A 24,196-nucleotide genomic window follows, 5' to 3' on the forward strand; every position below is an offset into this window, starting at 1 on the left:
AATGTCTGCTTTGTTATCTTTCAATTGTTGAAAAATATCTTCTCAAATGCTTCTTTTATCAGTATAAATTAAGTGGGCTTAAAAAAGGATTTGTTTTTTTATTAAAAAGGACAAGCCGTTTGCAAGGTAGCCACCCAGGCGCGCTGGGATGAATGCCGCCTGGAGGCGATCCGGCATTCTTGAATTTTTGGTTCTTTTTGTTCAAGCAAAAAGAACATAATACCGGCAACCGCAGGTTTGCTAAAATCAACAGCGCAAGTATTTCTAATAATTAAACAAGTGGTAATTGTTTGCAGCTTTAAAGTGGCTGATAGCTACAAACTCACGCTCTAAATATCATACTTACTCAGCCGTCGGTACAAAGCCGTGCGCGTGATGCCGAGTTCTTTGGCGGCTTTGGTAATGTTGCCGCTGTTTTTTTCGATCACCCGCAAAATTGTGTTTTTTTCGATAGAACTCAGGCGCAGTTCGTCCGGTTCGCTCATTTCAGGTGCTTGTTCTATGGGCGAAAAAATCAGGTCTTTGGCTTGCAGTACATGGTCATCAGCCATAATCACTGCCCGTTCCATGGTGTATTGCAGTTCACGCACATTTCCCGGAAAACCATATTGCAGCAGTTTTTCGGTCGCTTTGGTATCGAATTCAGGTTCTGGTTTCAAGTATTTTTTGCTGTAAACTTTTCCAAAATATTTAGCCAGCAATAAAATATCGGTTCCGCGTTTGTACAGCGGCGGAACAGTGATTTCTACTGTATTGATACGGTACATCAAATCCCGGCGAAACCGGGATTCGTTGGCCAGTTCCATCAGGGGCACGTTTGTGGCACAAATCAAACGGATATCCACTGCCACCGGCTGGTTGCTGCCAAGCCGTGTAACCTGCCGGTTTTGCAGCACACTCAATAATTTGGCCTGCTGGTGCAAAGCGATATTTCCTATTTCATCCAAAAATAAGGTGCCGGTATTTGCAGCTTCAAACCTGCCTTCCCGGTCTTCACGCGCATCGGTAAAAGCACCTTTTTTATGGCCAAAAAGTTCGCTTTCAAACAAGTTTTCAGACAATGCGCCCACATCCACTTTCACATAAGGTTTTGCTGCACGAAGGGATTGCTGATGTATAGCTTTGGCAATCAAATCTTTACCTGTACCATTTTCGCCTAAAATCAAAATATTGGCATCAGTTGGGGCAATTTTTTCAATCTTATAAAAAATATCCTGCATAATAGCAGATTCGCCGATCAGCTCGCTGCCTACAACCGGATTTTTAGCCGCCACAACCTGCGGCGATTTGGTTTTTGCGCGTTTGGCCAATGCTTCTTTTAGCACATTAATTAACACTTCATTGTGCCAGGGTTTCACCACAAAATCCGCTGCGCCTTCTTTCAAACACCTTACTGCCAGATCAATATGCCCGTAAGCGGTAATCATGATCACGGCCGCACCGGATTTGAATTCGCGGGTTTTATTAAGCCAGAACAAACCCTCGTTGCCGGTATTGATGGAACTGTTGAAATTCATGTCCAGCAAAATCAAGTCAAAATTTTGACGGGCTAAAATGGCGCGTAAATTCTCAGGGTTTTTCTCGGTTACTACTTCTTTTGCTTCCGTTTTCAGGAGCAACCGAACGGCGGTAAGCACATCGGTATCGTCATCAATCACTAAAACGGAAGCTTGTTTTAAACTCATAAAAGATTATGTTTTTGTATGGCAAGATAGCTTTTTGTGCTGAGTTTTGAGGTTTTTACATAAGATCGATGCTTCTTTTATCATATATTTTTGAGTGCGGGGAGCGAGGTTTGAGGTGCGGACACACACCAATCTTCACACTCCGCTCCCGGCTCTTTTATTCTGATCTCAAACTCTTCACCGGATTGGCCAATGCTGCTTTTATCGCCTGAAAACTGACGGTGGCCAAGGTAATCGTGATCGTACCCATTGCGGTGATGACGAATATCCAAACGGAAATCCCGGTACGGTACTCGTAATGCTGAAGCCAGTTGTGCATGAAATACCAGGAAAGTGGTATTGCGATCAGGAACGAAATCGACACTAAAACCAAAAAGTCTTTGGAAAGCAAGCCCCAAAGGTTCAAAACACTTGCGCCCAATACTTTGCGGATGCCAATTTCTTTAACACGTTGTTCGGCGATAAACGATGCCAGACCGAAAATGCCCAGACAACTGATCAATACAGCAAAAATTGCAAAAAAGGTTGCCAGGCTTCCGATCCGTTGTTCCATCGCAAACTTTTTGGCAAAATCTTCGTCCACAAACCGAAAATCAAAAGGTGCAGCAGGATCAAGTTTTTCAAAAATGGCTTTTATTTTTGAGATGGATTCGCTGGTACCCATCTTTGGGTTCAGCCGGATCGTGATGACACCAACCTGGTCGTAATTCATGAAAAACACAGTCGGCGGTACTTGTTCGTAAGGCGATTCCATCAGCACATTCCTGATCACACCGATTACACGATAAGGTTTATCATCAAATTTGACCGTTTCTCCAACCGGATTTTTCAGTTTCATGTGTTTTACGGCAGCTTCGTTCAATACCATTGCGGCCGTATCGGTTTTAAATTGTCTGGAAAAATCCCGGCCTCCGTCAAAATGCCAACCAACCGTTTTCCCAAAATCCTGCGTTACCCAAGAAATACTGATAACGGAATTGAGGTTTGGGTCTTTTCCGGGCCATTCAAAACCAATCAAATGGGCGCCAACATTTGTGGTAGAATTGGAAGCTTCGGCCATGTTTATCGCAGCACCTGAATTAAGCAGTTCACTTTGGAGCAAATCATATTTTCCATTTAAATTTGGCGTGGACATGACAACGGTGATCAAGCCATTTTTATCGTAACCAAGCGGCCGGTTTTTGGCATATTGGATTTGTTTGAACACGACGATTGTCCCGATGATGATCGAAACCGAAATGCTGAACTGCAAAACCACCAAAACCTGACGCGGAAGGGCAGCAAAACGTCCGACTTTAAACGTTCCTTTTAAAACTTTGATCGTGTTGAAAGATGATAAATACAAAGCCGGATAACTGCCGGAAATCAAACCGGTCAAAAAAGTGAAAACCAAAACCGTCAGCCAAAATAAACCACTTGACCATGGAAAATGGAGTTGTTTATCCGCCAATTGGTTGAAACTTGGCAGTGCAAGTTGTACCAATAAAACAGCAAGGAGTAAAGCCAAAAATGCAATCAATACCGATTCACTTAAAAACTGAAAAATCAATTGTTTGCGCTGCGAACCAATTGCTTTCCGCACGCCAACTTCTTTTGCCCGGATTTGTGAGCGTGCCGTACTCAAATTCATGAAATTAATACAAGCCAACAGCAAAACGAACAGGCCGATCAAACCAAACATCCAGACATATTGTATCGCTCCGCCGATATTTTTCCCTTGTTTAAATTCATTGTACAAATGCCATTTACGCATCGGTTGCAAAATAATTTCCGGTTTATCATCTCTGTTAGGTTTCCCGGTTAAAATGTTTTTAACTTTTGCGTTCACTTTACTTACCTCTGCATGGTCACTTAATTGTCCGTAAAGCAAAAATGAATTATCGTTCCATTCTGTGTAGTCCTTTTTTATCCATTCTTTTTGTGCAACTAAAGCCGCCCAGGGCATTAAAAAATTGACATCTTTAAATTCCGAATTTTGCGCGAAATCTTTAAAAACGCCGCTCACTTTATATGATTTTTTGTCATCTGTCAAAAGGATTTTGTTGATGGGATTAATGTTTCCAAAAATGATCTTGGCCAGGGATTCACTAATCATGATTCCCGATTCATCTTGTAAGCCAAGCAATTGTCCTCCGATCATCTTTAACGATAAAATCTGAGGTAATTCCGGCTCAGCATAAATTCCGGTTTGGTTCACCTTTTTATCACCGAAGGCCAAAATATGCTGTTCCTGATATCGTGCTAAAGCCAAATGTTTAAAATCAGAAGCGTATTTATTTCGAAGTTCTAAAACCAAAGGAATTGGAATAGTAGGATGCGTGGAAACATCATTTCCATTGGTAGAATTTTGTATAAATTGGACAACACGATCATAATTGTCAAAACTTTTATTGAACGACAATTCATCATAAACCCAAAAACCGATCAGCATGGCAACCGCCATCCCAACGGCCAAACCAACAATATTAATAGCGGAATAAACTTTGTTTTTAATGAGGTTGCGCCAGGCGATTTTTAAATAGTTTTTGAACATAGTGTTTTAGTTTTATAGCTTTCAGTCAATAATTCAATGCTTCTTTTATCGGTATAATTTTGGGTAAGAGGTGTGAGGTTTCAGTTATGAAACATTACAAATCCCTCTTACCTCTCAGCCCAAACCTCACTCACTCCGCAAACTCTTCACCGGATTGGCCAATGCTGCTTTTATGGCCTGAAAACTGACGGTTAATAAAGCGATGATGATGGCCAGCGTTCCGGCCAAAGCAAATGTTACCCAACTGATATTGATCCGATAATTATAATCTTGTAACCACTTATGCATGGCATACCAAGCTACGGGTGTTGCAATTAAAATAGCAATTGCTACTAATACAACAAATTCCCAGGTAAGCAATTGCACAATATTGGCAACGTCAGCTCCCAAAACTTTCCGGATGCCGATTTCTCGAGATCGATTTTCGGCCATATAAGCAGCAAGGCCAAACAAACCCAAACAGCAAATCACAATTGTTAACCCGGCAAACAAAGCCGCCAACTCGCCGGTGCGTTGCTGCTCTGCAAATTTCTTTCCATATTCCTCGTCCACAAATTTATATTCAAAAGGATAAGCCGGATTGTATTTTTTAAATATAGCTTCCGCTGCTTGCAGGCTTTTCGCTATGGATTGGTTGGCGTTTAAACGAATAAGCATGTTACCATAATACCAGCTTTTTGTGCCGTAAACTACCATCGGACTGACCGGTTGATAAGGCGAACCGACAATAAAATCTTTAAAAACACCAATAATTTTGAGTGATTTGTTATTAGCGGTAATGGTTTGTCCAATTGGGTTTTTGATTTTCATCCAGTCGATTGCAGTTGCGTTAAGTAACACGGCGTTACTATCAGTTGGATAATTTGCAATATCGATGTCTCTTCCTGCAATTATCTTTAAACCCATTGTTTTGGCAAAATCGCCGGTACTTGCAAACTGCGTGAAGGCAATCTTTGAATGATCTGGATTTTGGTCGCCCCATTGTAAGCCTTGTGATATACTGCCTTCAATGGTAATTGTCATGCTGGTTTTACTTACAGCTGTCGCGATACCTTGGTTTAAAAGATCGTTTTTAATTAGGTCGAAATTTTTTGAAATATCACCTTCAATTGGATGTTCCAATAAATTATCCTGCGTGTAACCGGTATCTCGTTCTTGTGTGTATTTTATTTGTTTATAAATGATTAAGGTTGAAGTAATTAAAACAACAGCAATTGTAAATTGAACAACCACTAATATTTTTCGTGGCGTGATGATTTGTTTTTCAGCCTTAAAAACACCTTTCAAAGCACGTACAGGATTAAATGACGACAAATAGAAAGCCGGATAACTGCCTGCCAACAAACCGGTTATCAATATAAAACCAATTCCGGCAAGCCAGAACAAAAGATTTCCATATTCTATTGTCAGCTTTTTATCTGTGATATGATTAAATGCCGGAAGAAATATCTGCACAAGTATCAAGGCGATGATTCCGGAAATAGAAGCTAAAAGGACCGACTCGCCCAAAAACTGTTTGATCAGCGTCCATCTTCCGGCACCAATTGTTTTGCGCAAACCAACTTCTTTTGCACGTTTTTCACTTTGTGCCGTGCTCAAATTCATAAAATTGATACAGGCAATCAACAAAATTAGGCAGGCGATCATAAAAAGTAATCTAACCGTTTCAATCCTGCCACCAACAACTTTTCCGTTATCAAACCGGGAATATAAATGCCATTTGCTGGCCGGATGCAAAAATATTTCTTCCGCTGTTGTCGAATCATGATCGAGTACTAAGTCTTTTATCTTTTGATCCAATTTTGCCAGCGAAGCACCGGGTTGCAACTGCACATAAGTATGGAAGGCGTTGGTATTCCATTTGGTTTCCATACTTGCCGTGTAAGGGTTTGCGGCAAGCGAAACCAGATATTCAAAGTCGAACTGCGTGTTGTTGGGCAAGTCTTTCATCACCCCGGTAACTTTATAAGCATCTTTGTTATCGATCTTTACAATTTTCCCCATTGGATCCTGATTACCGAATATTTTTGATGCCAAAGTTTGGGTGAGTACAACGCTGTTCACATCGTCCAGAGCATGAGTGGAACTGCCTTCCGACAGCGGGAAGCTGAACATGGTCAAAAATGGTTTATCTACGTCCAATCCTGTCGCTTTAATTGCTTTATTTGAAAAGTTGAACAACCTCGGCGTAGGCCAGCCGGTTCGGGTAACCGCTTTCACTTCCGGAAACTGCTGTTTTAAAGTCGGCCCAACTGCGCCGGAAGTAACGTCCCAGGTATAAACTTCGCCTTTGGGTGTATTGCGGTTCCAAACTTTATAAAGTGTGTTTTTATTGGCATGGAACTGATCGAAACTTAATTCGTTTTGTATCCATTCAAAAATCAATATTGCCCCAGCCATCCCAATGGCCAACCCAACAATGTTGATGATCGAAAATGCTTTGTTGCGGATCAGGTTCCGCCAGGCGGTTTTTAGATAATTTTTGAACATGGTTTTTAGTTTTTTATTAATGCTTCTTTTATCGGTGTTTTTTGGGTTTGAGGTAAGAGGTTTGAGGCAAGTTTATGAATCAGCTATCGTTTCATAGCTCAAACCCCGCACCTCATACCTCACTCTGATCTCAAACTTTCCACCGGATTGGCCAATGCTGCTTTTATCGCCTGAAAACTGACGGTGGCCAAAGCTATGGCAAACGTAACCAGCGCAGCCAAAACAAAAACCCACCAATGCAAAGTGGTGCGGTAAGCAAAGTTTTGCAGCCATTTTTCCATTACGAAATAAGCAAGCGGAATGGCAATAAGGGTAGAAAGCAGAACCGGCTTCAACAAATCCTTGGATAACAGCAGCAGGATGTTTTGTACCGATGAACCCAATACTTTCCGTACGCCAATTTCTTTTGTGCGTTTTGCTGCTGTAAAAGAAGCTAAGCCAAACAAACCCAGGCAAGCCACCAGAATGGCAAGTCCGGAGAATATGGTTAAAATGGTTTGCTGGCGGAGATCAGTTTTATAAGTAGTCTCAAATTTTTGGTCGAGAAAGGTATATTCAAAAGGATAAACAGGCGCAATTTTGCTATATACTTCTTTTATGCTTGCTAATCCGGCGGCTATATTTCCTGGTTTAAGCTTAATAACAGCTACACGATGGTCTTCCGCCGACGAAATCACCAAAGCATCCATGTTTTGTTTTAACGAAAGGAAATTGTAGTCTTCAACCACACCAATAATTGTTCTTTTGGTGCTGTCGCGCATTTTATCAGATAACTGTTTGCCTAAAGCTTGTTCTGGTGTAAAACCAAGCTTAGTAGCAGCCGTCCGGTTGATTAAGACCGACTTCGTGCTGTCTGTTGCATATTGCGCAGAAAAATTTCTTCCGGCAATTATTTTTAAGCCTAAAGTTTTTACAAACTCAAAATCGGCAAATTCAGTTCGGGATTTCCAAACATCCTGCTGGCCTTGTGCTTCAAAAGTGTGGAGGTCGTAGTAACCGCCTGGCTCGCCTGACATCAACGAAACTGATGCAATTCCATTCGTATTTTGCAGCTCGGTTTTAAAGGTTTTGCGGTGGTCATAAATATCGTCGTTGTCAATTTTAACGATGACCGTTTGTGATTGGTCGTAACCCAAAGCTTTACTTTTTACATAGCTCATTTGCTTCATGATCACAATGGTACCGATAATTAGAAAAACCGAAATGCTAAATTGTACAACCACCAACATTTGCCTAAAAAATGCACCGCCTTTGCCCAAGCGCAGTTTCCCTTTTAAAGCCTGCACCGGAGAAAAAGCAGAAAGAAAAAATGCCGGATAACTTCCCGCCAGGAAACCAACCAACACAATTACGCCAAGTAAAAACAGATATATTGGAAGCGAATTGAAGGAAATATTCAAATTGTAACCGAGCAGATCATCATAAAAAGGCATCAGTAAAAACAGTAGTGCGACAGATAATATGCAGGAAATAAGCGTGATCAAAATAGATTCGCCGATAAACTGCCAGATCAAATGGTTTCGCAAAGCACCCAAAACTTTGCGCAGACCAACTTCTTTAGACCGCTCTACTGCCCGAATGGTAGAAAGGTTGGTAAAGTTGATACAGGCAATCAGCAAAATCAAAACCGCGATGGAAAGGAAAATGTACACCACGGTTTTATCACCATGCTTCACATTGTCGAAATCATAAACGTGTTCAAAATAGATGTCGCTTAAAGACGTAAGGGAAAGCGAGAACTTTGCGCCCGAACGCGCCATATCTTTCCCCATGTACTTGTCCATAAAATGCGGGAACTGCTTTTCTACTTGTGCTTTACTTACACTCGGATCAAGCAAAACATAAGTAAACATGGAGTTATTGAACCAGATATTAAAATCTTCTTGTTTAGAATAATTAGCAATTGGCACGATCAAATCAAAATCCAAATGTGAGTTGGAAGGGACATCCTTTGCAATACCTGTAACCTTTAATTGCAAATGTTTATCCATTTCAATTACCTTTCCAACTGCATTATTGATGTTGCCGAAATATTTTCTTGCTGTTTTTTCAGTTAGTACAACACTTAATGGATCATTTAAAACAGTTGCAGCATTACCTTTTATAAGCGGAAAAGAGAAAAGGTCGAAAAAATCGGAATCTGTAACGTATATATTTTTTTCAGTAAAGGCTTTATTATCAAAAGAAATTAATCCGCTGGTTGGCTTTACACGTACTGCTTTTTTTATTTCACCCGGAAAATCATTTAACAAAGCAGGTGCATAAGGGCCTGACAAATAAGGAACACTTGCCTTTAACGCATCATAACCACGCATCACACGGTAAATATTTTTTCCTTTTTGGTGGAAGTTATCCACGCTAAACTCGTTCAGGATAAACAGGAAGATCATCAGGCAAATGGTGATACCGATGGTTAAACCTGAAATATTAATTGCGGAAAAACCTTTGTGTTTCCACAGGTTGCGCCAGGCGATTTTAAGGTAGTTTTTGAGCATGGTTTTTAGTTTTTTATTGATGCTTCTTTTATCGATATAAAATTGGGTTCGAGGTGTAAGGTGCGCATAAACACCAATCGCCACACTCCGCTCCCGGCTTTTTTATTCTGATCTCAAACTCTTCACCGGGTTGGCCAATGCTGCTTTTATCGCCTGAAAACTGACGGTCAAGACAGCAATTAAAACAGCAATCATTCCGGCAAAAGCAAAAACCCACCAGGAGATGCTGATTTTATAGGCAAAATCTTCGAGCCATTTGTTCATCGCCCACCAAGCCACCGGAACGGCAATTATAATTGCGATGAACACAAGTTTGATAAAATCGATGCTGATCAATGTTACAATATTGGCGACACTTGCACCCAAAACTTTACGGATACCAATTTCTTTTACTTTTACTTGTGCCGTGTATGTAGCCAGCCCGAACAAGCCCAAACAGGAAATAAAAATGGCAATTCCGGCAAAAACATCAAACAGTGTGCCCGCCCGCTGATCGGTTTTATAATGTTCATCAAAACTTTGATCTAAAAAATGGTAACCAAACGGACTGTCGCCTGCATATTTTTTGTATTGAGCTGCCGTTGCGGCAATTGCTTGTTGCGCTTTTGAGCCAGTTGTGCGTACATATAAAATATTGCGGTTGTTCCAAAAAGTAAAAAATATAAGCGGTGTGATTTTTTCTTTTAAAGATTGGAAGTTAAAATCTTTTACAACGCCAATAATAGTTCCTTTGTGATCGTGAAAAGTGATCTGCTGCCCGATTGGCTGTTTTAAGCCCATCTTTTTAGCGGCAGTTTCATTGATGATAAAGTTAGCACTATCCGCAGGCAAACCAGAGAAGTTTTGCCCTTGCAATAGTTTAATTTGCATAGTCGGGATCAGGTCTTTATCGGCTGAAACTTGGGTGATGGTTGTGCTGTTGCCGGGTGTTTTTTCAGGCCACTCGAGATCTCCGCTCATACTTCCCATATCAGAAAAATTATAAGCATCTGATGAGGCTACGTTACTGATACTTGTTTCTTTTTGTAATTCTGATTTTACAGCGTCTAAATGCTTTGCCACTTCGTCCGTCAGCGGAACAGAAAAAACGTAACTTTTATTATAACCTATATCTTTGTTTTTGATAAAATTTAACTGCTTGCCCATTACAATTGTAGAAACCAATAAAATTACAGAAATTGAAAATTGGAACACAACTAAGCCTTTTCTCAGCGAAGCAATGCCAATACCTGAAGTGATTTTACCTTTTAATGCTTGTATCGGTTTAAAAGATGAAAGTAGTACCGCCGGGTAAATGCTTGAAGCGATAAGCGAACCCAAAATTGCAATACCTGCACCTTGAAGAGCCTCTGGGTTTGTAATATCAAACCTTAAATTTTTGCCTGAAATTTGATTGTAAAGTGGCGTAAACAGGTAAATTAAAATCACCGCAAAAACAGTTGCAATAAAAAACAACAAAACCGTTTCGATCAAAAATTGTAAAAACAACTGCTTCTTTTGCGCACCAATTATTTTACGGATACTTACCTCTTTTGCGCGGATCAACGAACGTGCCGTTGATAAATTTATATAATTGATACTTGCGATTGCCAGCAATAAAACAACAACCAGCATAAAAATTTGTACCATCCTAAGCGATGAAGTATTGCCGTCTGCACCGGTTAAATGAATTTTTGCAAGGTTTTGCAACCTGAAATCGGCATCAGTATCGCCGTTCCTGGCTGCTTTAAAAGCATTAGAAAAAAACTGTCCGGTTTTCTTAGGGTCAGTGCCGGGTTTTAATTCCACATAAATATCAAAACTGGAATTGCCCGTATCTTCATCAATCGTTTTCCATTTTCCGTTTCCGCCGCGCTCGGTAAATAGTTTGCCGTAATAGCCCATCGGGAAAATAGCATCATAATTCATGGAAGAGTTCTCCGGGAAATCCTGCAAAATGCCGGTGATGGTAAACAATTCTTTTTTAAAGCCGATAGTTTTACCAATCACATCGGTGCTATTAAAATACTTTTCCGCAAGTGTTTTGGTTACAACAACTGAATTGATATTTGGGAAAAGCGTTCTTATATTTCCCTTTAATAATTGGAAATCAAACATGGAAAAAAAGCTGTTGTCAACATAAGCAATCTTGTTGCCATCAAATATTTTGCTGCGTTTTTTGTTGGATATGTTTTGATCAAACTCTGTTAAAATCCGTACTGTTGATTTAATTGCCGGATTTGATTTCGCATAAACGGCCATAGAAGCGGGTACGCTCGACCAGGTCATTTCGTGTCCGTTGGAGTTAAAATGTTCGCTGAGTTTATAAATCTGCCGGTAATTTTTGTTGAATTTATCATAACTCAATTCGTTTTGCACCCAAAGCAATAGTAAAATGCCGGTAGCTAAACCCACAGCCAAACCGCTGATATTGATTAACGAATAAAACTTGTTTTTTAATAAACTGCGCCAGGCAATTTTAAGATAGTTTTTGAGCATGAAATTTAGTTTTTAGCTTTCGGCAATCAGCTTTCAGCGAATTTATTGTTTAACTGATACTGTTTTTATCGGTGTTTTTTAGCTGAAAGCACAAAGCTGACCGCGAAAGCTATTAACCACACAACAGGCCAGCAATGTAAATAACTAACAATCAATTCATTAAAAAATAAAACATATAAAAACCGTTCGTTAGCGGACAAATGTTGTCCGTTTTCGGACAGTTGTTGTCCTCTACGGAAAGAAACCTCACTGTATCAATACCGAACAGTATTTGTAATGCAAACGTACAAGCCGATACTTCTTTTATCAGGTAAAATATTGTTTTTCAAGCGATTAAGTTGATGGCACACCTTTTCCTATACAACCGGTAAATACACAACACCAAAAAATACCTTATAAAAACAGCATTGTGGACAGAGTTATCGAGAAAAAAACGTGGACAACAAAACGGATTTTAACCATCGCCGGGATTACCGCATTGGTTTTGCTGATCGGCGGCAGCTATTATTTTACTTCCGGCAAATCAAAACTGAACGTTGATACCGAGCGCATTACGATCAGCGAAGTGAAAAATGGCCCGTTTCAGGAATTTATACCGGTAAACGGAGTAGTGATGCCGATTACCACGATCTATCTTGATGCCAACGAAGGCGGCCGGGTTGACCAGAAATTTGTGGAAGATGGTGCCATTATGAAAAAAGGCCAGCCGATCATGAAACTGGCCAATACGGATTTGGAACTGAGTTTAGTGAACCAGGAAACTTCGGTTTTCAACTTGCTCACGCAGATGCAGATTTCACGCAATGCGGCGCAGCAAAACACCATCAGCAAGCTCAACCAAATGGCCGATGTAGATAATGCTTTTAAAGAAGCCGAACGTTTATATTTGCTCAACAAACATCTTTACGAACAGAAAGCTATTGGTTTACAGGAGTTTAAACAATCTCAAATTGCGTATAATTATCAGGTAAAACGCGAAAAACTGACGCAGCGTATTTTAAAACAGGATTCGGTTTCCACAAAACAGGAAGTGAACCAGGCCAAACAATCTTATGACCGCACGCAGAATGCACTCGCCGTGATGCGCGAAAAAGTTGGCGATCTGATTGTGCGTGCGCCGGTTGACGGTCAGTTGACTTCGTTAGATGCAGAGATCGGCCAGAACAAACACCAGGGCGAACGTTTGGGCCAGATCGATGTTTTGAGCGGCTTTAAAGTTCGGGTGGATGTAGATGAACATTATATTTCGAGGATTTTTACAGGATTGACCGGCGATTTTGATTTTGCAGATAAAACCTATAAACTCAAAATCAAAAAAGTTTTTACGCAGGTGACCAACGGCCGGTTCCAGGTTGATATGGAATTCGTGGGCAAAGTGCCGGAAGGTATCCGCAGAGGGCAAACCTTGCAAATTCGTTTGGCTTTGGGCGATGAGACGAAAGCTCTGTTACTGGCCAAAGGAGGCTTTTACCAGCAAACCGGTGGCAACTGGATTTTTAAAGTAAGTGAAGACGGCAAAACAGCTTACAAAGTTGATATCCAACTCGGCCGCCAAAACCCGGATTATTATGAGATATTACAAGGCTTAAAACCCGGCGATAAAGTGGTTACAAGTAGTTATGAAAATTATGGAACGATGCAGGAACTTGTTTTAGGAAAGTAAGGATTGGTATCAAGTATTTAGTATCAAGTGCATGAAAGCAAAACACACCCCTAACCCCTCTCAAGAGGGGAAATATGGCGCATACCTTTCTAAACCATAAAAATCTGAATTAGAAAGGTAGCAAACTATGCTTCCCCTCTTGAGAGGGGTCAGGGGTGTGTCCTTTCTTAATAAAAATATTTTTAAATAAAGAGTTGTAAGATTATAATCCAAACCTCCAAACAATGATAAAAATTACTGACTTAGAAAAAATCTACCGCACCGAAGACATTGAAACTTCGGCTTTAAACAAACTAACCATTCATGTAAACGATGGCGAATTTGTGGCCGTGATGGGCCCTTCCGGCTGCGGAAAATCTACGCTGCTCAACATTTTGGGTTTGCTGGACGACCCGGACGGCGGCAGTTTCATGTTTAACAATATTGAAGTCGCCGGATTTAATGAACGCAAACGTGCAGACCTGCGCAAACGCAACATCGGATTTGTTTTCCAAAGCTTTAATCTGATCGATGAGCTGACCGTTTTTGAAAATGTGGAATTACCGTTGATTTACCTTGGCGTAGATAGCTCCGAACGTAAAACACGCGTGGAAACCGTGCTGGATAAAATGCAGATTATGCACCGCCGCAACCACTTTCCGCAGCAACTTTCCGGCGGGCAGCAGCAGCGTGTGGCCGTGGCGCGTGCGGTGGTCAACAATCCGAAACTGATTTTGGCGGATGAGCCGACCGGTAACTTGGATTCCTCCAACGGTAACGAAGTGATGCAATTGTTGACCGAACTGAACGAACAGGGAACCACGATCGTAATGGTAACCCACTCGGAACATGACGCGCGATACAGCCACCGCATTATCCGGATGCTGGACGGACAAACGGTTACGGAGAATTTGTTGGTATAGGTGTGGGGGTTGAGAGGTTTGAGGTAAGAGGTATTAGTGACTTACAAATCCTCAAACGTCGCTCCCCGCACTTTTCACTAAAAAACATTGATAAAAGAAGCATTAACATTTAACTTTTTATGCAAGAAAAGGATTGATAATAGTCAATTTGTTCCTAATTACTTGCCCGTTCTGTAAATCTTCAGAATACAATATTTTACAATTGTTTTGAAGGGCCGAGGAAATAATCAGACTATCCCAATGAGAATATTGAAACTGAACAGAAATTTCAAAAGCTAAAATAAGTGTTGTTTCGTCAATCAATTTGAGGGCACAAGTATTCATTAAATACCTGCCATGTTGATACGAAACTTCTTTTGAAAACTTAAATTTTTTCAAGCAAATGTTGATACTTTCTAATACAACCTGGGTACTTATGATTGGGTTCTTTTCGATCAGCCCTAAAGCTATTTTGTTTTTAAAAGTTGCCTTATCAAGGGCATACAAGGCAACATTGGAATCTATAAAAAAATCAGTACTCATTGGCCTCGTCCCGGTCAAATTTAAAATTGCCCATATCAATACTGTGCTCCTTCCAAAAGTCAAAAGCTTTTTCAGTTTTAACCTGGCCCGTTACTTTTTCTTCAATTGTGAAGGCAATAATTTCTACTTGCTTGCCAATAAAATCCTCCGGAAACTCGATGGTTTGCTTTGTATTGGTAGGTACTACAATTTCTCTGATCATACAATTTGTCTTTTCTCAAATATACAAATAACACATTAAACTAAAATAAACCATGTTTAAAAATTACATCAAAATCGCCTGGCGCAATCTTGTAAAAAGCAAAGTTTACAGTACAGTAAATATTTTAGGATTGGCTGCCGGATTGGCTAGTTTCATCATCATTTTATTGTACCTTAATTATGAACTGAGTTATGATAAATGGAACCCGGAACTGGGAAAAGTTTACAAAGTTTCCATCTATGAAAAGGGGGATTACCTGCCTGCAAGTTATGCGCCGCTGGCCAGTTTTGTAGCACAAAACTATCCAAATGCAGAAGCTGGTACTGCCGTGCAGGGCGGAATGGACTTTGATGTTTTGCTTGCCGCCAACGATAAAAAGATTTACCAAAAAGGTTTTGTTACGGTGGATTCTTCTTTCTTAAAAGTGTTTCCCTACAAAATTATTAGAGGTGATGCGCGGACTGCGTTAAATAAACCAGATGCTACGGTTATAACTGAAGCGTTGGCGCAAAAATTATTCGGAAATATTGATCCAATAGGTAAACCAATAAAAGTATTTAACGCCGTTACCGGAACCATCACTGCGATAATGCAGGAGCCAAAAACGCCGACACATTTCAATGCCCAGATTTTGATGCGCTATTCTTCCCTGGAAAAGGAACAATATAAAAATTGGGGAAACCAATCTTATCAAACTTACATCAAACTAAAACAACCGGTTGCGGAAGCAAAATTGGAAAATGACATCAACAGGTTGTATTACAATGAACGCCTTAAAAAAGGCAACCAAACCTTTGAGGCTTATAAAAAAGCCGGACAAAAAACTTTCCTTTATACAGATGCGGTTTCTAACATCCACAACTTTCCAAAACATGGGGAAAGCAATTTTAAAACAGTTTCTATCTTGTTAATCCTTGCGGTTTTGTTGCTGCTGGCCGGAGTTATTAATTTTAGTAACCTGGCTATTGCAAAATCTGTTGGCCGTGCAAAAGAAGTTGGGATGCGCAAAGTATTGGGTTCGGACAGGAAACAGTTGGTGTTCCAATTTATGTCCGAAACAATTTTGCAGTGTGTCATCAGTTTAGGCATTGCTGTTTTTATCGTATTTTTTTCATTAAGGTTTATCAATCAATCTTTCAATATTACTTTAAGCTTTTGGTATCAAAATAATACAAGTTCAATATTTGTTCAAATTGCATTGTGCCTGTTGCTGGTGATCTTACTTTCGGGTTTATATCCATCCTTAATTGTATCCAAGTTTAACACGGCAAAAGTTTTAAAAGGGAACTATTCAGCCGGAAACAAAGGGGCTTTTTTTCGAAACAGTTTAATTGTTGTACAATTTATGGTTTCTGCATTTTTTGTGATGGCAGTATTGATTATCAAAAGCCAGATGCATTATATGCAAACTAAAGACAAAGGTTTTTCTGGTGAACAGGTAATGCGGATAGAAACATCGCAAAAAATAAGGGAAGAAGGTTTTTCTAATTTACAAAACACGTTTTCTTCTATAGCAGGTGTAAGTTCGATAGCCAAAACAACCAACGTTCCCGGAGACCAGAAAGAAATGGCAGATACTTCTACCTTCAATTTTAAATATGCCGGGAAAGGTTTGCGTATGGCATCTGTGAAAGTAAGCACAGATTTTTTTAAAACTTTAAAGATTGCATTGGTACAAGGCAGGTTATTTAATGAAAGTTATACCGATCAAAACACAAGATCAGCGGTAATTAATGAAACAGCTTTTCAGAAATTCCATGACAATAACCTCATCGGTAAAACCCTGGCTTTTGATAATTGTGATAGTATCCCGGTAAAAATTGTAGGTGTTGTAAAAAATTTTAATGTGCAAGGATTTGAAAGTGCCGTGCAACCTGTTGTTTATACCATTGGCAACAAAGCTTGCATGCACCAGTCGGGCGGGGCAATTTTGGTTAAGCTTAACAGTAACCACATGCAAAAAACGGTTACAGCTATAGAACAAGCTTGGAAAAAGATTGATCCTGATTCGCCTATCCGTTACTCATTCTTGGATGATAATTTCCAACAATTGTTCTTGTCTTATTCTAGGTTGCAAAGTTTGATCACCTTTTTTGCAATTGTCGCCATTTTGATTTCTGCCATGGGCTTGTTTGCCCTAACCGCCTACTTTACCAAACAACGCACCAAAGAAATTGGGGTAAGAAAAGTATTGGGCGCAACGGTAGCACAATTGGCCACATTAATGAGCAAAGAATTTGTTTTTCTGGTGGTTTTATCTGTCTTACTTATTTCGCCATTTGCCTGGTGGGTAATGAACTGGTGGCTGCAAACTTTTGTATATCGCATCCAAATTAGTTGGTGGCTGTTTGTTTTGGCCGGATTTTTAGTATTGAGCATCGCCCTCATCACCATCAGTTTTCAGGCGGTAAAAGCAGCATTGGCCAACCCGGTGAAGAGTTTGAGGAGTGAGTGAGAAAAGCCATTAGCTGTCAGCTATCAAATGGATGCCCGATATAGAAATTTAATCGTCCCTTTACAAGCTGAAAACTGACTACCAAAACTTCCTGTTCCGAAGGCTGACGAAAACTGTAACAATACCAAACAGGCAACGTCCATAGTGTGCAGCAAGCTATTGTTTTTCATTGTTTACAATCCTGGTATTGTACGTGCAGTTATAAAAAATACAATGGCAAGTTGTTGTTCTTTATATTTAGATGTTAAATAAAGCCGGAAACCCTCTCCTTCGGGAGAGGGCCATGGTGAATTTCGTAACCTTAAGTTTTCAACCTAAAACCCTCAAAACCAACCTGCATCATCACTTTTAAAACTACTGTTTTTTTGTTGCTGTTTAATATGGGCTTAATTACTTCGGCACAAAACTTCAATCAGCAACCTTATGCAAGGTATGCGCCTGGTTCCCACTCTTGAGAGGGGCAAGGGCTGTGTTCCTTAAATAAATCCTATCCGCAAAATAAGTTTAAACAACCTTAGGATATAAACAATCATCCATCAGTAAAAGCCTGAAAAAACATGGGTAAAAGAAGCATTGTACAAGACTGTTTTTTGCTGAAGGCCGACTACTAAAACTACTTCTAAATTTAACCGGACTTAAATTGGGATGCCACAAAAAGGATTGCGGGCCTGTTTAAATTTTATCCGATCTATTTTTGTATGCTTCTTTTATCCTATAAAAAAACGGAAATTTCCATACTTCTTTTATCGGCATAAAATTGGAAAAGTAAGATTTATTGTCATAAAACAAGCATTGTCAACTTATCAATAAACATTTAAAGTTGATTTCTGCACGATCAATAAACGCCCAACGCTCTTCGTCATCCACAAAATATTTATCAAACTTCTTTCGGACCAAAACCTTAATAAATTCTTCAAATGTAGCGTTTGAAATTGCCAATGTTTCTGATGCTTTTACACATGCGGTTTTTTAGTAAATTTTTTAGCTTGATTTGTCTGTTCTGTCATTTAGTAATTAAGAAATCAGATCGGGATGTTCAATTTCTGATCAGAAACTTTGGCTGCAATACTGTTTTTATCACCTAAAAACTTGTATCGATAAAGCACAGAAGTTGTATCAGAACCGGACAGAGATATCCGATCACATTATTACAAATATCTGTAAATCAGTTTTTTATAACACCGGCACAAAATTGATTGTTCTATCCAAAAACAAAACCATGAAAGTTTTAACCTTGCTTCTTTTATCAGCCTTTTCTTTGGGTGCATCGGCACAAACTAAAACCACAACTTCCCGGACTGACGTTTCGCAATCCATCAAAGACGATGGCACAACTTTACACTTCAGCATCAATACAGACCGCGAAAACAAGCATATTCATTATGAGCATAATTTTAATGTTAAAGGAATGAACAGGGCGCAGAAAGATGCTTTAGTAAGAAAAATTACCGATTCTTTGGGCATAGCACCGCCGCCGCCACGTCCTCCTGCACCGCACAGGCCGTAGTGCGATAAGCTGTCAGGTTTCGGCGATTGGCTTAATGGCCAAAACAAATCGGATTAAATTTGAAATAAAAACCCTTAAACATTCCATCCGCTGAAAGCTGCTTGCCGACAGCTAAAAGCTCAAAAAATGTTCAAAAACAACCTTAAAATTGCCTGGCGAAATTTGTTAAAGGGCAAAGTGTTCAATCTGATTAATATTATTGGTTTGAGCGTGGCAGTTGCTTGTTGCGTTTTGCTTTTTTTAACCGTGGTTTACGAGTTTTCGTACGATAAATTCCACAAAAACCTGCCGGACATTTACCAGGTTTACCTCACCCAAAACCGGGCAAAAGGGATTGAACGCGGCACGGCAATGCCCGAACCGCTTACACCAGCTTTAAAAGCAGAATATCCGGATGTGCAGTACATTTCGAGGTTGGGCAATGGCGGCGCAGAGATTACTTACAAAACCAAAAAGATCATGGAATCTATCCGGTTTGTGGACGAGGATTTTCTGCGGATTTTTACTTTTCCGCTTGAAAAAGGATCGGTAAAAACAGCATTGCACGATCTGCACAGCATTGTAATAACCGAATATGTTGCCAAAGCGATTTTCGGAAAAGAAAACCCGATTGGCAAAACGGTAGAAGTAAACCTGTACAACCAAAACCAGAGTTTTGTGGTTAGTAGCGTGGCTAAAGATTTCCCCGATAATTCCAGCTTGAATTTTGATGTGCTGATGCGCTTCGAAAACTACAACAACTATCAGCAAAACTTAGATAAATGGGATGTACAAAACCATGTTACTTATGTAAAGTTAAACGCAGGTACAAATCCGACTTCTTTTGAAAAACGTCTGATTCCATTCGCAAAAAACCATTTTAAAGAAGCCATCAGTGATATTATACGTGACGGCGCCAAGCCGGATGCCAATGGAAATGTGTTTACCGTAAACCTGACGCCTTTCGCCAACAATCATTTTAATAATGAATTGAGCGGGTTGGAAGGCGGCCCGGTTTCCCGTGTTTATGTCACTGCCTTGCTGGCCATCGGTATTTTTATTTTGCTGATTGCCTGCATCAATTTTATCAACCTCAATATTGCCCGCGCTTTTACCCGCGCCCGGGAAGTTGGCGTCCGTAAAACTTTGGGTGCCGGAAAATGGCAATTACTGGTACAGTTTTGGGTAGAAACGGCTTTGGTTTGTTTGATTGCTTTTGGTTTTGGCTTGCTCCTCTCGTCGCTCATTTTGCCGCTGTTTGCACAAAATTTTAAAAGCCATATTCATTTAAAAATGCTGTTGCAACCGGGTTTGCTGCTTGCTTCTTTTAGCACCTTTTTTTTGATCACCCTAATTGCAGGTTTTTATCCGGCCTGGCTGATGCTTCGGTACAAAACAGTTTTGGTTTTAAAAGGAACGGTAAACACTACCAAGCCAGGCCGCGTACGCAATATTTTGCTGGTTACACAATTTGCGCTTTCTACTTTGCTTATTATTTGCACGCTGGTTACCTGGCAGCAAATGCAATACATGCAAAACCTGCCGCTGGGCTATAACCGCAGCGAGGTGATCAGTATTCCGTTGGGCAACCTTTCCGGCACGAATGCTTTAAACATTCTTCGGCAGAAATTACAAGGTTCACCGGAAGTGGAAAGTATTACCGGTTCGGGAAATAACCTGGGCATGGGAAACGATGGTTCCTCTTCAACTCACACGGTTGGATTTAATTTTAAAGGACACGAAATAGATACAGATTGGCAAAATGTAGATTACGATTATTTAAAAACGCTGGGGATAAAACTGTTACAAGGCCGGGATTTTTCCAGGGATTTTGCTACTGATACCAATGCCGTGGTTATCAACGAGCAAATGGCAAAGCAAATTGGTGTTAAAAATCCAATTGGCACTTATTTACCTGTCCACGATAATCAAGCACCAATCCAGATAATTGGTGTAATGCACGATTACAATTTCCACTCCTTGCATGAAAAGGTAGAAGCTTTATCCTTGAGCTTGGAACAAAAAAACCACCTGGAATACGTTTTTGTGCGGGTAAAACCTGCAAGCCTTAATGCTTCTTTTAACCGCCTAAAAACACAATGGCACCAAATTTTCCCAAACACCGAATTTAAAGGTTCATGGCTGAACGAAAACACCGAACGCCAGTATCGCAGCGAAAAACGCCTGGCCAACATTTTTATCGGTTCGGCCATTATTGCCATCCTGATTTCCTGCATCGGTTTGTTGGCGATGGCCATGATCGTGATGGTACAACGCACCAAGGAAATTGGTATCCGCAAGGTTTTGGGTTCTTCCATTTCAGGCATTGTATTGTTGGTTTCTAAAGATTTTATCAAATTGGTTTTGATAGCCAGCGTGTTGGCTTTTCCTATAGCTTATTGGGTGATGAACAATTGGCTGCAAAATTTTGCTTACCGCATTGAAATCAGTTGGTGGATTTTTGGGTTATCGTCTTTAATTGCAATTGTGATTGCGCTGGCAACCATCAGTTTTCAGGCGGTAAAAGCAGCATTGGCCAATCCGGTAAAGAGTTTGCGAAGTGAGTGAAAGCCTCACCCAAACCCTCTCCAAAAGAGAGGGCTTGCAGGGTGGATATATAGCAAACTGTAAAGGTGGTAAACCATAAAAGTAGCCGCCATAGTTCCTCCCTTTTGGGGAGGTTAGGTGGGGCTAAAATTATACCGATAAAAACAGTATCAACATAAATAATACAAAAGCTGAAAGCTGATTGCTGACAGCTAAAAGCCCAAAAACCATGTTCGAAAACTACATCAAAATCGCATTTAGAAACCTCTGGAAAAATAAAGGTTTTGCGGCCATCAATATCCTGGGTTTAGCCATCGGCATTTCGGTTTGCTTCATCATCCTACTTTTTGTGCAGGACGAACTGAGTTATGATCGTTTCAACCAAAATGCCGACCGCATTGTGCGCGTTGTTTTCAAAGCAAACATCAACGGCGGAAAAATTTTTGAAGCCAATGTGATGCCGCCAACAGCGCAAACGCTAAAAAACGATTACCCGGAAGTGGAAGAAGCCACACGCCTGCGCGAAATGGGCAAACCCAAAGTTACTTACGCCAACAAAACTTTTAAAGATGGCAGCTTCGTTTTTGCGGATGCCAACATTTTTAAAGTGTTCACGCTTCCGCTGATAAAAGGTGATGTAAAAACAGCATTGCTTCAAACCAATACGGTGGTAATCACCCAGGATATGGCCCATAAATATTTTGGCAATGATGAGCCAATCGGTAAAATCCTGACCTTGAACAACAAAGATTTATACAAAGTTACCGGCGTAATCGCTTCTGTTCCAAACAATTCTCATTTCCATTTTGATCTGTTTGGTTCGATGCAAAGCTTGCCCGAAGCCAAAGCACCAACGTGGATGTCGTCAGGGTTTTTCACTTATTTACTGTTAAAAAAAGACTTCGACTACAAAAAATTAGAAGCTAAACTTCCCGGAATGGTCGAGAAATACATGGGGCCACAAATTGCACAATCCATGGGCATGAGCTTATCGCAGTTCCGCACCAAAGGCAACGATTTAGGTTTTGCCTTGCAGCCTTTAACCGATATTCACCTGCACTCCAACAGCAATTACGAGTTTGAGCCGGGCGGCGATATTAAATGTGTTTACATTTTCGGCGCAGTTGCCCTGTTTGTTTTGTTGATCGCCTGTATCAATTTTATCAATTTATCCACCGCCGGTGCATCTAAACGGGCAAAAGAAGTTGGTGTGCGTAAAGTTTTGGGTTCTGATAAAAGCCAGTTAATCAAGCAGTTTTTACTGGAATCTGTGCTGCTTACGTTTATAGCGTTGCTGATTTCTGTGGTGATTATAAAGCTTGCTTTACCGGCATTTAATCAGCTTTCGGGCAAAAACTTAATCCTTGGTTATGCCCTAAAACCCTGGGCAGTTTTTATCGGATCAGGTTTACTGATTGGCATTTTAGCTGGAATCTATCCGGCATTTTTCTTGTCTTCGTTTAAACCGCTGGCCATCATCAAGGGTAAAATAAGTACCAGCAACAATAGTTTTGGTTTGAGAAGCGGCTTGGTTGTATTCCAGTTTTTTATTTCTGTCAGCTTGATTGTTTGTACGATTGTGGTTTATCAGCAGATGCAATTTATCCGCAATAAAAAATTGGGCTATAATAAAGAGCAATTGCTGGTGCTGCCCAATTCCTGGGCCTTAGGCAAAAATGAGCAGATTTTTAAAGAAATGATGCTGAAAGACCCGCGTATTGTCAACGTCACGGTTTCCGGTTATAAACCTGTTGGCCCGAGCAACAGCAACAATGCGCTTGCTTATCCCGCAGGTAAAGAAAACCAGATCATGAAAACGCTGGAGTACCACGTAGATGAACAATATTTGCCTACGCTGAGTATGCAACTGGCTGCCGGCAGAAATTTTTCTAAAGCTTTTGCAACAGATTCATCGGCCATGGTTATTAACGAAACGGCTGCCAAAGCTTTCGGTTGGGGAAGCAATGCGGTTGGGCAACGGATCACCCGGCAAAACAGCGATAAAGGGAAGAATTTTACTTATACCGTTATCGGCGTAGTAAAAGATTTCAATTTTAAATCGCTGCACGAACCGGTTACACCTTTGCTAATGGTTTTGCAACCGGAATGGGGTTTGATTTTTAAAGTAAAAACCGGCGACGTTTCGGGTTTGCTGGCCACAATGAAACAGGACTGGGCAAAGTTTAATGTGGATGAACCTTTTACTTATTCTTTTATGGATGAGCTGTACAACAAAACCTATCAGGCAGAAGAAAAAGCCGGCAGTATTCTTAGCATTTTTACTGTGCTAACCATATTTGTGGCCTGTTTGGGTTTATTTGGATTAGCAATTTACACTACCGAACAGCGGACAAAAGAGATCGGTATCCGCAAAGTTTTGGGCGCATCGGTTGCCAGCGTGACCACTTTGCTTTCCAAAGATTTCATCAAATTAGTGCTGATTGCCTGTGTCATTGCCTTTCCGTTATCTTATTGGGCGATGCAAAAATGGTTGCAGGATTTTGCATATCGCATCACCATCAGTTGGTGGGTGTTTGTGCTGGCAGCAATTATTTCCTTGGTGATCGCTCTGGCAACTGTCAGTTTTCAGGCCATAAAAGCAGCATTGGCCAATCCGGTGGAAAGTTTGAGAAGTGAGTGAAAGCCTCACCCAACCCTCTCCAAAGGAGAGGGCTTTTTGCAGGGCGGAAATATAGAAAACCATAAAGGTAGCACGCTTTGGTTCCTCCCCTTTGGGG

The 24,196-nt window shown here is 40.5% G+C and carries 14 protein-coding genes; 6 read left to right on the forward strand and 8 right to left on the reverse strand.

What is annotated here, in order from left to right:
* Positions 1–329: 329 nt before the first annotated feature.
* The 5 genes from ACOFKR_RS11080 to ACOFKR_RS11100 all read right to left on the reverse strand — a co-directional run bounded on the left by ACOFKR_RS11080 (position 330) and on the right by ACOFKR_RS11100 (position 11,681).
* On the reverse strand, positions 330–1,685 hold the full coding sequence (locus ACOFKR_RS11080) for a sigma-54-dependent transcriptional regulator (protein WP_419800862.1): 1,356 nt from the start codon (positions 1,683–1,685) through the stop codon (positions 330–332).
* A 157-nt stretch (positions 1,686–1,842) separates the two neighbouring features.
* Positions 1,843–4,218 (reverse strand): ABC transporter permease, encoded by a 2,376-nt coding sequence (locus tag ACOFKR_RS11085; protein ID WP_419800863.1) that lies wholly within the window; start codon positions 4,216–4,218, stop codon positions 1,843–1,845.
* A gap of 126 nt (positions 4,219–4,344) precedes the next feature.
* Positions 4,345–6,708 (reverse strand): ABC transporter permease, encoded by a 2,364-nt coding sequence (locus ACOFKR_RS11090; protein ID WP_419800864.1) that lies wholly within the window; start codon positions 6,706–6,708, stop codon positions 4,345–4,347.
* A 119-nt stretch (positions 6,709–6,827) separates the two neighbouring features.
* Positions 6,828–9,203 (reverse strand): ABC transporter permease, encoded by a 2,376-nt coding sequence (locus ACOFKR_RS11095; protein ID WP_419800865.1) that lies wholly within the window; start codon positions 9,201–9,203, stop codon positions 6,828–6,830.
* 102 nt (positions 9,204–9,305) lie between these two features.
* Entirely contained in the window at positions 9,306–11,681 is a 2,376-nt protein-coding gene (locus tag ACOFKR_RS11100; protein WP_419800866.1) for an ABC transporter permease, read from the reverse strand.
* A 409-nt stretch (positions 11,682–12,090) separates the two neighbouring features.
* Between ACOFKR_RS11100 and ACOFKR_RS11105 the strand changes: the two genes are divergently transcribed.
* Both ACOFKR_RS11105 and ACOFKR_RS11110 read left to right on the forward strand, forming a co-directional pair.
* Complete coding sequence (locus tag ACOFKR_RS11105) at positions 12,091–13,344, forward strand: efflux RND transporter periplasmic adaptor subunit (RefSeq protein WP_419800867.1); 1,254 nt, start codon at positions 12,091–12,093, stop codon at positions 13,342–13,344.
* 224 nt (positions 13,345–13,568) lie between these two features.
* Positions 13,569–14,246, forward strand: coding sequence for an ABC transporter ATP-binding protein (locus ACOFKR_RS11110; RefSeq protein ID WP_419800868.1), 678 nt, complete (start codon positions 13,569–13,571; stop codon positions 14,244–14,246).
* A 117-nt stretch (positions 14,247–14,363) separates the two neighbouring features.
* Here ACOFKR_RS11110 and ACOFKR_RS11115 read toward each other — a convergent pair whose 3' ends face one another.
* Both ACOFKR_RS11115 and ACOFKR_RS11120 read right to left on the reverse strand, forming a co-directional pair.
* Positions 14,364–14,768, reverse strand: a complete 405-nt coding sequence (locus tag ACOFKR_RS11115; protein ID WP_419800869.1) for a PIN domain-containing protein — start codon at positions 14,766–14,768, stop codon at positions 14,364–14,366.
* Entirely contained in the window at positions 14,758–14,970 is a 213-nt protein-coding gene (locus ACOFKR_RS11120; RefSeq protein ID WP_419800870.1) for a hypothetical protein, read from the reverse strand. The genes ACOFKR_RS11115 and ACOFKR_RS11120 overlap by 11 nt, the downstream gene beginning before the upstream one ends.
* Before the next feature lie 52 nt (positions 14,971–15,022).
* Between ACOFKR_RS11120 and ACOFKR_RS11125 the strand changes: the two genes are divergently transcribed.
* Positions 15,023–17,425: an ABC transporter permease gene (locus ACOFKR_RS11125; RefSeq protein ID WP_419800871.1), complete on the forward strand. Its 2,403-nt coding sequence runs from the start codon at positions 15,023–15,025 to the stop codon at positions 17,423–17,425.
* Positions 17,426–18,220: 795 nt separating this feature from the next.
* On the opposite strand, the gene ACOFKR_RS11130 is transcribed toward ACOFKR_RS11125, so the two are convergent.
* Positions 18,221–18,364, reverse strand: a complete 144-nt coding sequence (locus ACOFKR_RS11130; RefSeq protein ID WP_419800872.1) for a hypothetical protein — start codon at positions 18,362–18,364, stop codon at positions 18,221–18,223.
* A gap of 280 nt (positions 18,365–18,644) precedes the next feature.
* Here ACOFKR_RS11130 and ACOFKR_RS11135 point away from each other — a divergent pair, with 280 nt between their 5' ends.
* From ACOFKR_RS11135 to ACOFKR_RS11145, 3 genes are all read left to right on the forward strand, one after another.
* Positions 18,645–18,932 carry a hypothetical protein gene (locus ACOFKR_RS11135; protein WP_419800873.1) on the forward strand — a complete coding sequence of 96 codons (288 nt, stop codon included), beginning with the start codon at positions 18,645–18,647 and terminating at the stop codon, positions 18,930–18,932.
* A gap of 126 nt (positions 18,933–19,058) precedes the next feature.
* Complete coding sequence (locus tag ACOFKR_RS11140) at positions 19,059–21,479, forward strand: ABC transporter permease (RefSeq protein WP_419800874.1); 2,421 nt, start codon at positions 19,059–19,061, stop codon at positions 21,477–21,479.
* A 208-nt stretch (positions 21,480–21,687) separates the two neighbouring features.
* Entirely contained in the window at positions 21,688–24,099 is a 2,412-nt protein-coding gene (locus ACOFKR_RS11145) for an ABC transporter permease (protein ID WP_419800875.1), read from the forward strand.
* The last annotated feature ends 97 nt before the right edge of the window (positions 24,100–24,196 follow it).

The organism is Mucilaginibacter sp. (genome assembly GCF_965201005.1).
Lineage (GTDB): Bacteria > Bacteroidota > Bacteroidia > Sphingobacteriales > Sphingobacteriaceae > Mucilaginibacter_A.